The sequence below is a fragment of the Kribbella endophytica genome (genome assembly GCF_054781295.1).
This window is the reverse complement of record NZ_BAAGUR010000004.1, coordinates 226426-240215: the sequence shown is the minus strand read 5'-3', so window position 1 is coordinate 240215 and position 13790 is coordinate 226426. Positions and strand designations below refer to the sequence as shown.

Here is a 13790-nt window from a genome sequence, read left to right as displayed (position 1 = left end):
CCTGCCCCCACCGACAGTTCCCGGGTAGGGGGAGGGACGGCTGACAGGATCCGGCCAACGCCGGGTCCGCGCGGCCGATCTTTGCCGGGTGCGCCTACTCTTCCGGGCATGGCGAGCTTTCCTGAGCAGTGGGACGACGGTACGACGAGCGACGGACCCGATCATCAGATCCACTGGTACGACGAGCGGACGGTGATCGTCCGGCAGGCGCTGCGGACGACCTTCGAGGGGCCGTTCCTCTATCTGTTGCTCGGGTCGGAGCGGGCTCTGCTGCTGGACACCGGGACCGGGCACGCGAACCTGCGCGCGGTGGTCGACGAGTTGCTGGCCGGGCGGGACCTCGAGCTCGTGGTCGCCCACACCCACGGGCACGGCGATCACGTCGGCGGCGACGACCAGTTCGACAGCGTGGTCGGCAAGTCTGCGGACGAGACTGCCGCGTTCTTCGGGATCACGTCCTGGCCCGACGAGATCGTCACCTTCGATCTCGGGGAGCGCGTGCTCGACGTGATCCCGATCCCGGGGCACCAGGGGAGCGACCTCGCGGTCTACGACCGGGAGACGCGCCTGCTGCTGACCGGCGACTCGTTGTACCCGGGCCGGTTGTACGTGCCCGACTGGCCGTCGTACCGGACCAGCATCCGCCGGCTGGCCGGGTTCGTTGCCGCGGGCAATCCGGTGGAGTGGGTGCTCGGCGCGCACATCGAGCTGACCGATCGGCCGGGGGAGGACTACCCAATGGGAGCGGCTGTGCATCCCGACGAGCACCCGTTGCAGCTCGCCCCGGAGACGCTGACCGAGCTGGACGAAGCACTGACCGCGGCAGGCCCGGAGCCCCGCCGGCTGGTCCACGACCACTTCATCGTGTTCCCGCACTGAGGACCGGCGAGGACCACCTGATGATCGGCGACGCGATCCAGGTCACATCTGGGGCGCGGTTCAGGCAGACTGTCGCCAGGTACTGAGAAGTACGCCGTACCCACGGCAGTACCGGGACAGGGGAGGCCACATGGGCGAGGAAGTCGACCGGGTCGAGTTCACCCGGGCGGACCGCACGGCGTTCCGCAACCAGGTCCATCGCAACCTGGACGCCTTCGCACGGATGCTGCGGGAGGCACGGTTCGACGCCGAACGGCCGATGACCGGGATCGAGATCGAGCTGAACCTGGTCGACGACAAGTGCGACCCGGCGTTCAAGAACGGCGAGGTGCTGAGCGCGATCGAGGACGACGCGTTCCAGACCGAGCTCGGCCAGTTCAACATCGAGATCAACGTGCCGCCCGGCCAGATCGACGGCCACGGGCTGGACACGATGGAGGCCTCGATCCGGGCCAGCCTGAACGCGGCCGAGGAGAAGGCGCAGCGGACCGGGTCGTCGATGGTCGTCGTCGGCATCCTGCCGACGCTGCTGACCGAGCACATCCACCGCGAGGCACTCAGCACCAACCCGCGGTACGCGTTGCTGAACGACCAGATCTTCCAGGCCCGCGGCGAGGACGTGCAGATCTCGATCGACGGCGTCGAACGGCTCTCGGTCACCGCCGACAGCATCGTGCCCGAAGCGGCCTGTACGTCGACGCAGTTCCACCTGCAGGTGACGCCCGAGGCGTTCCCGAAGTACTGGAACGCGGCCCAGGCGATCTCCGGCGTACAGCTCGCGGTCGGGGCGAACTCGCCGTTCCTGTTCGGCAAGGAGTTGATGCGCGAGACGCGGATCGCCTTGTTCGAGCAGGCCGCCGACACCCGCACCCACGAACTGAAGACGCAGGGCGTCCGGCCGCGGGTTTGGTTCGGTGAACGATGGATCACCTCGATCTTCGACCTGTTCGAGGAGAACTCGCGCTACTACCCGGCCCTGCTTCCGGTGACCTCGAACGAGGATCCGATCGCGGTGCTGGACCGCGGAGACGCCCCAGCTCTTTCGGAGCTTCGCCTGCACAACGGGACGATCTACCGCTGGAACCGTCCCGTGTACGACGTTGTCCGGGACAAGCCGCACCTGCGGGTGGAGAACCGGGTGCTCCCGGCCGGCCCGACCGTCGTCGACACGATGGCCAACGGGGCCTTCTACTTCGGGCTGGTCCGCGCGCTGGCCGACGACGAACGGCCGATCTGGTCGCAGATGTCGTTCAGCGCGGCGGAGGAGAACTTCCACGAGGCGGCCCGGCAGGGCATCGACGCGGAGGTGTTCTGGCCGGGCGTCGGGACGGTCCGGGCGACCGAGCTCGTCCTGCGGCGGCTGTTGCCGTTGGCATCGCAGGGCCTGGACGCGTGGGGCGTTGCGCCCGCCGTACGGGACCGTCTGCTGGGCATCATCGAGCAGCGGTGCCTCACCCACCGCAACGGTGCGTCCTGGCAGGCCGACGAGTTCCACCGCCTGTACACCAAGGGCTCGCACGACCGCCGTGACGCTCTGCGAGGAATGCTGCGCCGCTACCGCGACCACATGCACGACAACACCCCCGTGCACGAGTGGCCGGTCGACTGAACCGGTTAGCCCACGGCGTGAAAAAAGAGCCCGGGCCGTAGACAACGTAGGACACCAGGCCGAGCCGCTTGCCGAGGGCAACGGCATCGGACTGGCGCGTCGGCCCCGGACCCTGCAAGGGTGTCCGCCAAGGTGAGGTGGGGGAGGGTTAGAAGCCACGACGGCGGGTATGCAGGTTCCAACCGAACTGCCTGCCCGGGACGGACACGGTCTCGTTGCGGACACAACTGCCTAACGGTCACGGTCGCGACACAGATGGTGCTTTTCCACAGATGCCGGTAGCGGTTCAGGGCAGTATCGTTCGGAACGGGTCGACAGACACCCGGAGGTGAGGCAAGTCGATGACGACCATCGTCGTGGGTTATGTGCCGAAGGCCGAAGGGCGTGCAGCTCTTCGAAGGGCGGCGGAGGAGGCGACGCTCCGCGACGCCAAGCTGGTGGTGGTGAACTCCCACCGTGGCGGACGCAGCTTCGACAGCGACGAGGCGGCGGCCAGTGAGGCCGCGTTGACGGAGGTACGGGAGCAGCTCGACTCGACCGGTGTGCCGTACGAGGTACGGCAGCTGGTGCGTGGACTCGACCCGGCGGAGGACCTGGTGGCCGTCGCCGAGCAGGTCCACGCGGAGTTCATCGTGATCGGCCTGAGGCGCCGGTCACCGGTCGGCAAGCTCATCCTCGGCAGCAACGCCCAGCGGGTGCTGCTCGACGCTCCGTGTCCGGTGCTGGCCGTCAAGGCCGAGGAAGGGGAGGACTGAGGTGACTTCGACACGCAGCAAGAAACTGTGCCTGGCGCAGCAGCCCGACGCCGACGAGATGCTGAGCAGGGACCCTTTCGCGCTGATGGTCGGCATGCTGCTCGACCAGCAGATCCCGATGGAACGTGCCTTCGCCGGCCCGGTCCTGATCGCCAAGCGGATGGAAGGTTCGTTCGATCCGTGCACGGTCGCCGCCTACGACCCGGACGGTTTCGTCGAGGTGGTGACCGGACCGCCCGCGGTGCACCGGTTCCCGACCGCGATGGCCGCCCGGATCCAGACGCTGGCCAAGCACCTGGACGAGGAGTACGGCGGTAACGCCTCCGGCGTGTGGGCCGATGTGAAGTCCGGCGACGACCTGCTGGCCAGGTTGTCGGCGCTGCCCGGCTTCGGCGCGCAGAAGGCGAAGATCTTCGTCGCGCTGCTCGGCAAGCAGCTCAAGGTCCGCCCGCGCGGCTGGCGCGAGGCGTCCGAGCCGTACGGCGAGGACGGTGCGTACAAGTCGGTCGCGGACGTGATCGACGTGGCGTCGCTGGTGAAGGTCCGCCAGTTCAAGGCGGCCCAGCAGGTCACCCAGCAACGCGTCGTGGCCCGTCCGTTGCGGCAGACCAGGAACAGTTGAGCGCTGGACGACAGGACCGGTGCCGGCCCGCGGGGGCGTGCGGGCACCGGGCGTGCCACGCCGGGACGGGGGCCGCGCGTGGGTTCGGGTTGCTCGGCGGATTACAATGTAGTGTTGCTGCCGCCTGACGGGCACCCCGGTGATTAACTGCTGACCAGCGAACACGATCGCAGACGAGCACAGAAGCCGGTGCGCAGCGCAGAATTCGTGTACCACCAGTTCCACCAGTACCGCCGTACAGAAAACCCTGCGTCAGACGAGAGGTAATTCGTGTCGTCCAGCTCGTCCGAGAATCTCCCCGCCGAGTCAGCCCGGGCTGTGGCCGCCACTGCCCGGAGCACGGCCCCGAGGACCAGCGCCAGAGTGCCTGACCCTGCTGCCAAGAAGGCCCCCGTGAAGAAGGCCGTGCCCGCGGCCAAGAAGGCTGCTGCATCCAAGGAGGACGGTATCCCCGCGAAGAAGGCCGCCGCGAAGAAGGCGCCGGCGAAGAAGGCCGTGTCCGAGGCAGGTCTGGCGATCGACCCGAAGACCGGGAAGCCGCGCGCGCTGGACGAGGTCGACGAGTCCGACTTCTCCGCCGACGCGGTGAAGCCGCTGGAGAAGGAGCTCACCGAGGACCAGGGCTTCATCGTCTCCGAGGCCGACGAGACCGACGAGCCCGAGCAGCAGGTCATGGTCGCCGGTGCGACCGCCGACCCGGTCAAGGACTACCTGAAGCAGATCGGCAAGGTCCCCCTGCTGAACGCCGAGCAGGAGGTCGAGCTCGCGAAGCGGATCGAGGCCGGCCTGTTCGCCGAGGAGCAGATCGGCGACGCCGAGACCAAGCTCAAGGAGAAGGTCAAGGACGAGTACGAGTGGATCTCGGAGGACGGCCGGCGCGCCAAGAACCACCTCCTCGAGGCCAACCTGCGACTCGTCGTCTCGCTGGCCAAGCGCTACACCGGCCGCGGCATGCTGTTCCTGGACCTGATCCAGGAGGGCAACCTCGGTCTGATCCGCGCGGTCGAGAAGTTCGACTACACCAAGGGCTACAAGTTCTCGACGTACGCGACCTGGTGGATCCGGCAGGCGATCACCCGCGCGATGGCCGACCAGGCCCGCACCATCCGGATTCCGGTGCACATGGTCGAGGTCATCAACAAGCTGGCCCGGGTCCAGCGGCAGATGCTGCAGGACCTCGGTCGCGAACCCACTCCGGAAGAGCTCGCCAAGGAGCTCGACATGACCCCGGAGAAGGTCATCGAGGTGCAGAAGTACGGCCGCGAGCCGATCTCCCTGCACACCCCGCTCGGTGAGGACGGCGACTCCGAGTTCGGCGACCTGATCGAGGACTCCGAGGCCATCGTCCCGGCCGAGGCGGTCTCGTTCACGCTCCTGCAGGAGCAGCTGCACGCGGTGCTCGACACGCTGTCCGAGCGCGAGGCCGGTGTGGTCTCGATGCGCTTCGGTCTGACCGACGGCCAGCCGAAGACGCTGGACGAGATCGGCAAGGTCTACGGCGTCACCCGCGAGCGGATCCGCCAGATCGAGTCCAAGACGATGTCGAAGCTGCGGCACCCGTCGCGGTCCCAGGTCCTGCGCGACTACCTCGACTGATGCACCAGGTGATCGCCGGCGCGCTGTCGCTGGTGATCCCTGCGCTCGACGCGGCAACTCTGGCCGCCGCCGTGTTCACGGCGGCGGCCTTGCTGTTCACGCTGCTGCTGGCCGACCGCACGTCCCGCCGTACGCCGGTGGTGACGCCGCTGATCGCGCTGACGCTGCGCGAGCAGTCGGCGCGGACGTCGTACGTCCCGCTGCGCGATCCTGACACCGCGGGACGTCCACGTCCCAGAGCTCCCGGACTGTAGTCGCACTTCCTCGCGACCGGTCCGAATCCCTTTGTTCTCGTGGAGCTCAGTCATGTCTTCGTTTCTCGATGCGCCGATCAACGGCGCGTACCAGCTCGTCTCCTGGATCGCCGATCTGCTCGAACCGATCGGCGGTCCGTACGCCGCGGCGCTGGCGATCGTCGTCTGCACCCTGGCGGTCCGGATGTTGTTGCTGCCGCTCAGCCTGCGGGCGGTCCGCGGTGAGAAGTCCCGCGCCGTACTGATGCCGCAGATCCAGGAAATCACCAAGAAACACTCGAAGAACCCCGAGCGCGCCCAGCAGGAGATCGCGAAGCTGCAGGCGGACTCGGGGACGACGTTGCTCGCCGGGTGCCTGCCGATGTTCGCGCAGCTGCCGTTCTTCTGGGTGCTCTACAGCCTGTTCTCGCGCGCGGTCGTCGGCGGTGAGTCGAACGAGCTGCTCGCCGGGACGTTGTTCGGTGCACCGATTGGCGTGCACTGGCCGGTCTTCGCGACCACACCGGCGTACGTCGGACTGGCGGTGCTGCTCGCTGTCGTCGCGTTCTTCTCGGCCCGCCGTCAGCTGGCGCGCCTGGACGAGACGGCGACGCCGATGAGCAGGAACCTGGCGCGGCTGCTGCCGTTCGGCACGTTGGTCACCGCGGCGTTCATCCCGCTCGCCGCGGGGCTGTACCTGCTCACGACGACAACCTGGACGGTCGTCGAGCGCGCGATCCTGCTGCGCTGACTCGGGAAGCCGCCGGGCCGCGAACGTCGGGCCCGGCGGTGCTCAGCGGCTCGGGCCGCGATTGCCTGGGCCGGAGCGGTCGCTCTGCTGGTTGGGCGGCCGCCCTTGGCCGGGCCGGCGTCGATGCTCGGGCGCGGCTCCTTGGGAGGACGGCTCCGAGGCTTTCCAGATCTCCTCGGCGGTGTGGGCGTCGTTCGTAGCCTGAGCTGCCTCGACAGCCTCTTGGGCCTTCTCGACCGCCTTTCCGATCGGCGGCCCAGCGGCCGCCGCACCCGCAGATGCTCCTCCGGCGGCTGCCCCACCACCGGCGGCGCCTCCGCCCGCAGCCCCGCCGCCGGCGCCGGACGACCGGTCCTCGTCGTGGCCCGCGTTGGCGCGGTGCTCCAACGGCTGCTCGCCGCGGAGGCTTCGCTGATCGTCGAGATTGCGGACGCCGTCGGCGGTCCGACCGTCGTCAGCGGCGCGTCCGTGCCCGGGGGCGGTCGTGCCCCGAGCAGGTGGCATGCCCAGTTCCATCGCGCGGCGGGTGTCCGCGATGCGCGCGGCGTCGTCCTGCTCCGGGGTGCGGTCGCCAGGTTCTGCCACGCGCGTGACGATAGCCCCTGCGTCAGGTCAGCTGGGCGAGGCGCAGCTCGAGACCGTCGAGGATTCGATCCAGACCGTAGGTGAAGACGTCCTCGGTCTCGACGTCCATGTCGCGGGCGGTGTAGGCGGCGTACAGGGCCTTCATCCGTGGGTGGTTCTGGGCGGCGAGCTCGGCGGCGGGCCACGCCTTCGCGAGCCACTCCTCGGTGGTCTGACCGGTGCGGGTCAGCTTGGTCTGGGTGGCGGCCTCGTTGCCGGCCAGGCCGAGGACGAAGCCGAGCAGGGTCTTCGACGCCTGGTCGGCCTCGATCAGCGAGAAGCCGGCGGTCTCGTACACGGCCAGCATCCGGTCGGAGACGGCCATCAGATTCGGGCCGACGTAGGTGACACCGACGTCGGCCAGCGTCGCCGCCAGCCACGGGTGCCGCTGGAGGATGCCGCGCAGGCTGACCGCGGTCGCGATCGCGCCCTGGCGCCACTCGGAGGCGTCGGCGACGTCGGGGACCTCCAGCTCGCCGTACACCTGGTCGACGACGAGCTCGAGCAGCTCTTCCTTGTTGGCGACGTGCCAGTAGACGGCGGTGGCGACCGCACCGAGCTCGGCGCCGAGCTTGCGCATGCTGAGCGCGTCCAGCCCGTCGGCGTCCAGCAGCTTGATCGCGGCACTGACGATCTGCTCCTGGCTGAGCGCCGGCTGCTCGCGCCGCCGCCCGCGCTTCGGCCGCGTCCAGACCGAATCGAACTCCTCCGCCACGTTCCACCTCCGCTGTAGGTCCTGCCATCGTACGCCAAGAATTGAACACCGTGCAGGACTTGACCGCTGTGCAATTCCAATTGCACACTGTTCAGGCAAGCTGAACACCGTTCAATTCAACCCACCCGAGGGGGTCCCGATGACTGCCGAGCGTCACCCGCGCCGCTGGCTCATCCTGGTCGTGCTGTGCCTCAGCACGTTCGTTCTCGTCCTGGACAACGGCGTGCTGAACGTCGCGATCCCGGCGCTCACGCAGGATCTCGGCGCGACCGCGCAGGACATCCAGTGGATCGTCGCCAGCTACATCCTGGTCTTCGCCGGCCTGCTGCTGACCGCCGGCAGCCTGTCCGACCGGTACGGCCGCCGCCGCGTGATGATCGTCGGCCTGGCGATCTTCGGACTCGCCTCGCTGGTCGCGACGTACGCCGGAAGCCCGGAGACGCTGATCGCCGGCCGGGTGCTGATGGGCATCGGGGGAGCGCTGGTGATGCCGAGCACGCTCTCGATCATGATCACGGTCTTCGACGACTCCGAACGCCGCAAGGCGATGTCGATCTGGAGCTCGGTGCTGATGGTCGGCCTGATCGGCGGCCCGGTGCTCGGTGGCGCGCTGATCGCGCACTTCTGGTGGGGCTCGGTGTTCTTGATCAACGTCCCGGTCGTGGCCCTGGCCATCGCCGCCGCGGTGATCTGGATGCCGGAGTCGAAGGGTCCGGCGCGCAAGCCCGATCCGCTCGGCGCCGTACTGTCGACGGCCGGTCTGGTCGCGCTGGTGTGGTTCATCATCGAGCTCCCCGAGCACGGGATCTCGTGGCCCGCACTCGCCGTGGCCGTCGTCGGCCTGGTCGCGTTCGTCGCCTGGGAGCTCCGTACGCCGGAACCGATGGTCCCGCTGCAGCTGTTCCGCGACCGCAACTTCAGCGGGGGATCGCTCTCTCTGGTGCTCGTGCAGGTCGGCAACGGCGGTCTGATCCTCGCCCTGATGCAGTACCTGCAGTTCGTGCTGGGTTTCTCCGCCACCAAGGCGGGCCTGGCGATGGTGCCGATGGCGGTCGGAGTGATCGTCGTGAACGGCCTCGGCGCGACGCTCGGCCAGAAGGTCGGCAATCGGCCGATGACGGTCGTCGGCCTGGTCGTGCTGTCCGGCGGCTTCGCGCTGATGGCGATGCTCGACGCGGACGACAGCTTCGCCAAGGTGATGCTGGCCCTGCTGGTCTGCGGGGCGGGCGGCGGGTTCGCCCAGCCGGCGGCGACGGCCGCGCTGATGGGCGCCGTACCGCACGAGCACGCCGGGGTCGGCTCCGCGCTCAACGACACGATGCAGCAGGCCGGTGCCGCGCTGGGCGTCGCGATCCTCGGCAGCGCGATGGCCGACCGGTTCACCGCCGGCATGCCGACCGGTACGCCGGAAGCGGCGCGTGGCTCGATCGGCGAGGCGCTCGGCGTCAGTGCCGCTACTGGGGACAGCGCTCTCGCCGAGGTCGCGAAGACAACCTTCGCCAACGCGATGTCGAGCACCTTCGTCGCCGGTGCTGCCGCAGTCCTCGGATCCGCCGTCATCGCCTTCTTCCTGCTGCGAGACAAGAAGCCGGCCACCGAAACCCAACAGACCGTCGAACTCGCCCACTGACCAACTCGCCCGAAAGGCTCGCCACCATGAACCTGCAGTCCGCCGAAGCTCTCCTGCGCAACAACCGCCCGAAGCTGATCGACGCCGACAAGCTCACCCCGCTGTGGACCGACGACGGCTTCGCCTACCAGGTCACCCGCGCCGGCGAGGACAAGCTGTACGCCGTCGACCCGATCGCCCGCACCCGCACCGAGGTCGATGCTCTTCCTAGTCAGCCTGGCACCGGCGACTTCCTCGCGGTCGTGTCACCCGACGGCAAGCACGAGGTGATCCGCCGCGGCCCGGACCTGTGGCTGCGGACTGTGGCCGACGGCACCGAACGTCCGCTGACCACGGACGGTGAGACCGACAACGACTACGGCACGAACTCGTTCTCGGTCGACGTCCTGCTCGGCAAGATCGGCATCCCACACCTTCCGCCGGCCGTGGTGTGGTCCCCGGACTCGACCCGCGTCCTGACCCACCAGCTCGATCGCCGCAAGGTCCGCGAGACCCACCTGATCGACGTGCTGCCCGACGGTGACGGTGCGCCGGAGCTGCTGACGCAGCGCTACTCGTTCCCTGACGACGAGCACCTGCCGGAGCAGCGGTACGTCGTACTGGATGTCGCCGGCGGTTCTCCCGTCCGCGCCCAGGGCGACCCGCAGTTGGTCGGCGTACTGTCGCCACTCACGATCAAGTGGGCCTGGTGGTCCGACGACGCCGTCTACTTCCTCGAGCAGCCTCGTGACCAGCGCAGTCTGACGCTCAAGCGGTTGGATCCGACGAGCGGCGCGGTGGAGGAGGTGCTGACCGAGACCGGCGACACCCGGCTCGAGCCGAACCAGTACGGGCAGGAGGCCGCGATCACCTGGGCCGTCGGCAACGAACTGCTCTGGTACTCGCAGCGTGACGGCTGGCCGCACCTCTACCGGTACGACCTGCGGACCGGCGAGCTGCTGAACCAGGTGACGTCGGGGGAGTGGGGCGTACGGCGGATCCTGCACGTCGACGAGACCGAGCGTGTCGTCTACTTCCTCGCCGTCGGGATGGTTGCTGATAGCCCCTATCGCCAGACCGTCTGCCGGGTGAATCTCGACGGCACCGGCTTCACCCGGGTCACCGACGACGGCCTGCACCACGACGTCTCCGCCGCACCTAACGGCCAGTACTTCGTCGACACCGCCTCGACCGTCGCCCAGCCGCCGGTCAGCACGGTCCGCTCCTGGACGGGTGAGGTTCTGCTCGAGCTGGAGCAGGCCGATATCACTCGGCTGCTCGCGACGGGATGGCAGCCGCCCGAGGAGTTCCGCGTGCTCGCGGCCGACGGTGTCACCGAGATCTTCGGGCTGATCCACAAGCCGCACGACTTCGACCCGGCCGCGAGTTACCCGGTTCTCAACAGTCCCTACCCTGGCCCGCACGTCAACCGGACGACGCCGGGATTCGATCCCGGCCATTTCGGTCCGGACGCTGAGGCGTTCGCCGCGCTCGGGTTCGTCGTCGTGGCCGTCGAAGGCCGCGGTACGCCGGGCCGGAGCAAGCAGTTCCACGACGCGTCGTACCGGAATCTGCAGACCGCCGGCATCGTCGACCACGTCGCGGCGATCAAGCAACTGGCCGAGTCGAGGCCGTGGATGGATCTCGACCGGGTCGGCGTCTACGGCATGTCGGGTGGTGCGTTCGCGACGGTCCGCGCGATGGGGGAGTTCCCGGAGTTCTTCAAGGCCGGCGTCGCCGAGTCGGGCAACCTCGACAACCGGGTGTACCTGCAGCAGTGGGGTGAGACGTACGCCGGTCCCGCCGGCGAGCAGGACTACGCGGAGGTCTCGGAGCTCGACCTGGCCGAGCGGATCGAGGGCCGGCTGCTGCTCGTGCACGGCGGGCTGGACGACAACGTGCAGCCGCACCACACGCTGCGGTTCGTCGAGCGTTTGATTGCCGCGGACAAGGACTTCGACCTGCTGATCGTGCCGCGGGGTGAGCACGTGATGCTGGGCTACGAGCACCACGTCGTACGGCGGCGCTGGAACCACCTGCTGCAGCACGTGGCCGGGATCACTCCGCCCGACTACCGGCTGAGGGTGACGCCGATCGACCTCGAGGTGATCTCCAAGATGCTGGGCTGACCATGCGTGCCACGGACCGTTCCGGTCCGTGGCACGCATGTCGTGACAAATCCGGGCGAGTGGGTACCGTGCCGACGATCCGCCATCGATCGGAGGCAGAAAGTGACCACCGCCCCAGTGGTGAAGGCACCACCCGGAGCCAGCCGCACCCGCTACCTGATCCTCGCGCTCGCGTTCGTCGGGCTCTCGCTGAACTATCTCGACCGGGCCAATCTCAGCGTCGCGCTGCCGTTCATCGAGGATGACCTGCACCTCGACCTGAGCAACGCCGAGAAGGGCCTGATCCTCGGCGCCTTCTTCTGGGCATACGACGGGATGATGCTCGCGGCGGGCTGGTTCGCCGACAAGGTCGGCTCCCGCAAGGCCTTCACGTTCGCCGCGGTCTGGTGGTCGGTGATCACCGCGCTCACGCCGCTGGCCCGCGGCTTCTGGTCGTTGTTCCTGTTCCGGTTCGCGCTTGGCGCGGGCGAGGCCCCGGCGTACCCGAGCGCGACCAAAGCGTCGTCGCGCTGGTTCCCGAAGCACGAGAGAGCGTTCTCGACCGCGGTCATCGACTCCGGATCGCGGGTCGGCACGGTCATCGCCCTGCCGGTGGTGACTGCGCTGATCGCGTTGGTGAGCTGGCACTTCTCGTTCGTCGTACTGGGGGTGGTCGGGCTGATCTGGGCCTGCGCCTGGTACTGGTACTACCGCGACCCGATGGAGCACAAGCACGCGAACGCCGAGGAGCGCGAGTACATCGCCGCCCACGGCGCGCGGCTGGAGGAGAACGACGACAAGGACGCCGTCGAGGTGCGCTGGCGGGACCTGTTCCGCTACCGGACCGTGCGCGGCATGATGCTCGGCTTCTTCTGCCTGAACTTCGTCATCTACTTCTTCCTGACCTGGTTCCCGTCGTACCTGAAGGACGCGCGCGGACTCGACCTGGCCGAACTGGGAACGCTCGGGACGCTGCCCGGGATCACCGCAATCGTCGGCGCCTGGATCGCCGGTCTGGTCGCGGATCGCGTGATCCGACGCGGCGCCGACGTCACCCGGGTCCGCAAGACGGTGATGGTCGGCGGGCTGCTCGGCGGCGCGGCGATCGTGTTCGCGGCACCGGCGTCGTCGGTGTACGTCGCGCTGCTGTTCCTGGCGATCTCGTACGCGAGCCTGGCGATCGCGGCGACCGGGATCTGGTCGCTGCCCGGCGACGTCGCGCCGAGCTCGCGGCACGTCGCCTCGATCGGCGGCATCCAGAACTTCGCCTCGAACATCGCCGGCATCATCAGCCCGTTCCTGTTCGGCCTGCTGCTCGACCTGAACGACGGCTCGTACGGGCCCTCCTTCGCGGTCGCCGCCGGCGTCGCCGTGGTCGGCGCGCTCACCTACGCCTTCGTCGTCGGCAAGGCCGAACCGCTCCCGGTCCTCGCTCCGCGCCGCCGGCAGGACGTCTGAACCGCCGCGCCGCCGGGCCCCCGATCCCGGCGGCGCGGCCCTTCTTTGCCGTTCCGGCAAGAATGTTTGCCCAAGTGGCGAAGTGTGTGGACCATCGGTTCCATGACGACTGAACAACTCCCCGACGAGTGGTGGAACACCTTCTACGCCGAGCGCGACCAGATCTGGAGCGGCAAGCCGAACGCCGTACTGGTTGCAGAAGTCTCCGATCTGAAGCCCGGCCGGGCGCTCGACCTCGGCTGCGGTGAGGGTGCCGACGCGATCTGGCTGGCCGAGCAGGGCTGGGCGGTCACGGCCGTCGACATCTCATCGGTCGCGCTGGGCCGAGCGGCCGAGCACGCCAAGGATGCCGGCGTCGCCGACCGGATCGAGTGGCAGCAGCACGAGCTCGGCAAGTCGTTCCCGGACGGCGAGTTCGACCTGGTGTCGGCGCAGTTCCTGCACTCCAAGACCGAGCTCGACCGCGACGCGATCCTGCGCAGCGCCGCCGGCGCCGTCGCGCCTGGGGGAGTGCTGCTGATCGAGGGGCACATGGGCTTCCCCTCCAGCGAACACAGCCCGTCGAGTGAGCACAGCCCTTCGGGCGAACACCAGCACGGCGAACACCAGCACGGCGAACACAAGGAAGGCGAGCACGAGGCGGACAACCCGCATCCCGACGTCCACTTCCCGACGCCCGACGAGGTGCTCGCCAGCCTGGCGCTGGTCGACGGCGAGTGGGACGTTCTGGTCAGCGAGGTGCACGACCGCGCGCAGGTGATGCGCGACGGCGTAGCGATCAACCGCCGCGACAGCACGGTGAAGGTCCGTCGCCGCTGACAGTGTTCATCA

At 68.7% G+C, this 13790-nt stretch carries 13 protein-coding genes; 11 read left to right on the top strand and 2 right to left on the bottom strand.

Features of this window, described 5'->3' with window-relative positions; all coding sequences use genetic code 11:
• The first annotated feature begins 108 nt into the window (after nucleotides 1-108).
• The 7 genes from ACYVIO_RS32990 to ACYVIO_RS32960 all read left to right on the top strand — a co-directional run bounded on the left by ACYVIO_RS32990 (nucleotide 109) and on the right by ACYVIO_RS32960 (nucleotide 6445).
• Nucleotides 109-879, top strand: a complete 771-nt coding sequence (locus ACYVIO_RS32990) for an MBL fold metallo-hydrolase (RefSeq protein ID WP_460654854.1) — start codon at nucleotides 109-111, stop codon at nucleotides 877-879.
• Nucleotides 880-1009: 130 nt separating this feature from the next.
• Nucleotides 1010-2488 (top strand): glutamate--cysteine ligase, encoded by a 1479-nt coding sequence (locus tag ACYVIO_RS32985; protein ID WP_460654853.1) that lies wholly within the window; start codon nucleotides 1010-1012, stop codon nucleotides 2486-2488.
• A 341-nt stretch (nucleotides 2489-2829) separates the two neighbouring features.
• Entirely contained in the window at nucleotides 2830-3243 is a 414-nt protein-coding gene (locus tag ACYVIO_RS32980; protein WP_077016259.1) for a universal stress protein, read from the top strand.
• 1 nt (nucleotide 3244) lies between these two features.
• Complete coding sequence (locus ACYVIO_RS32975) at nucleotides 3245-3865, top strand: HhH-GPD-type base excision DNA repair protein (protein ID WP_460654852.1); 621 nt, start codon at nucleotides 3245-3247, stop codon at nucleotides 3863-3865.
• Between the two features lie 270 nt (nucleotides 3866-4135).
• Nucleotides 4136-5461 carry an RNA polymerase sigma factor gene (locus ACYVIO_RS32970; protein ID WP_460654851.1) on the top strand — a complete coding sequence of 442 codons (1326 nt, stop codon included), beginning with the start codon at nucleotides 4136-4138 and terminating at the stop codon, nucleotides 5459-5461.
• Complete coding sequence (locus ACYVIO_RS32965) at nucleotides 5461-5715, top strand: DUF6412 domain-containing protein (RefSeq protein ID WP_460654850.1); 255 nt, start codon at nucleotides 5461-5463, stop codon at nucleotides 5713-5715. The genes ACYVIO_RS32970 and ACYVIO_RS32965 overlap by 1 nt, the downstream gene beginning before the upstream one ends.
• Before the next feature lie 52 nt (nucleotides 5716-5767).
• A complete protein-coding gene (locus tag ACYVIO_RS32960) occupies nucleotides 5768-6445 on the top strand; it encodes a YidC/Oxa1 family membrane protein insertase (protein WP_460654849.1) in 678 nt (225 codons plus the stop codon).
• Nucleotides 6446-6487: 42 nt separating this feature from the next.
• Here ACYVIO_RS32960 and ACYVIO_RS32955 read toward each other — a convergent pair whose 3' ends face one another.
• Both ACYVIO_RS32955 and ACYVIO_RS32950 read right to left on the bottom strand, forming a co-directional pair.
• Nucleotides 6488-7030, bottom strand: a complete 543-nt coding sequence (locus ACYVIO_RS32955; RefSeq protein WP_460654848.1) for a hypothetical protein — start codon at nucleotides 7028-7030, stop codon at nucleotides 6488-6490.
• A gap of 22 nt (nucleotides 7031-7052) precedes the next feature.
• Nucleotides 7053-7784: a TetR/AcrR family transcriptional regulator gene (locus ACYVIO_RS32950; protein ID WP_460654847.1), complete on the bottom strand. Its 732-nt coding sequence runs from the start codon at nucleotides 7782-7784 to the stop codon at nucleotides 7053-7055.
• A gap of 139 nt (nucleotides 7785-7923) precedes the next feature.
• On the opposite strand from ACYVIO_RS32950, the gene ACYVIO_RS32945 reads away from it, so the two are divergent.
• The 4 genes from ACYVIO_RS32945 to ACYVIO_RS32930 all read left to right on the top strand — a co-directional run bounded on the left by ACYVIO_RS32945 (nucleotide 7924) and on the right by ACYVIO_RS32930 (nucleotide 13778).
• Nucleotides 7924-9414, top strand: coding sequence for an MFS transporter (locus ACYVIO_RS32945; RefSeq protein WP_460654846.1), 1491 nt, complete (start codon nucleotides 7924-7926; stop codon nucleotides 9412-9414).
• Between the two features lie 26 nt (nucleotides 9415-9440).
• Nucleotides 9441-11522, top strand: a complete 2082-nt coding sequence (locus ACYVIO_RS32940; RefSeq protein ID WP_460654845.1) for a S9 family peptidase — start codon at nucleotides 9441-9443, stop codon at nucleotides 11520-11522.
• Between the two features lie 102 nt (nucleotides 11523-11624).
• On the top strand, nucleotides 11625-12959 hold the full coding sequence (locus ACYVIO_RS32935) for an MFS transporter (protein ID WP_460654844.1): 1335 nt from the start codon (nucleotides 11625-11627) through the stop codon (nucleotides 12957-12959).
• A gap of 102 nt (nucleotides 12960-13061) precedes the next feature.
• Nucleotides 13062-13778: an SAM-dependent methyltransferase gene (locus ACYVIO_RS32930; protein WP_460654843.1), complete on the top strand. Its 717-nt coding sequence runs from the start codon at nucleotides 13062-13064 to the stop codon at nucleotides 13776-13778.
• Nucleotides 13779-13790: the final 12 nt, after the last annotated feature.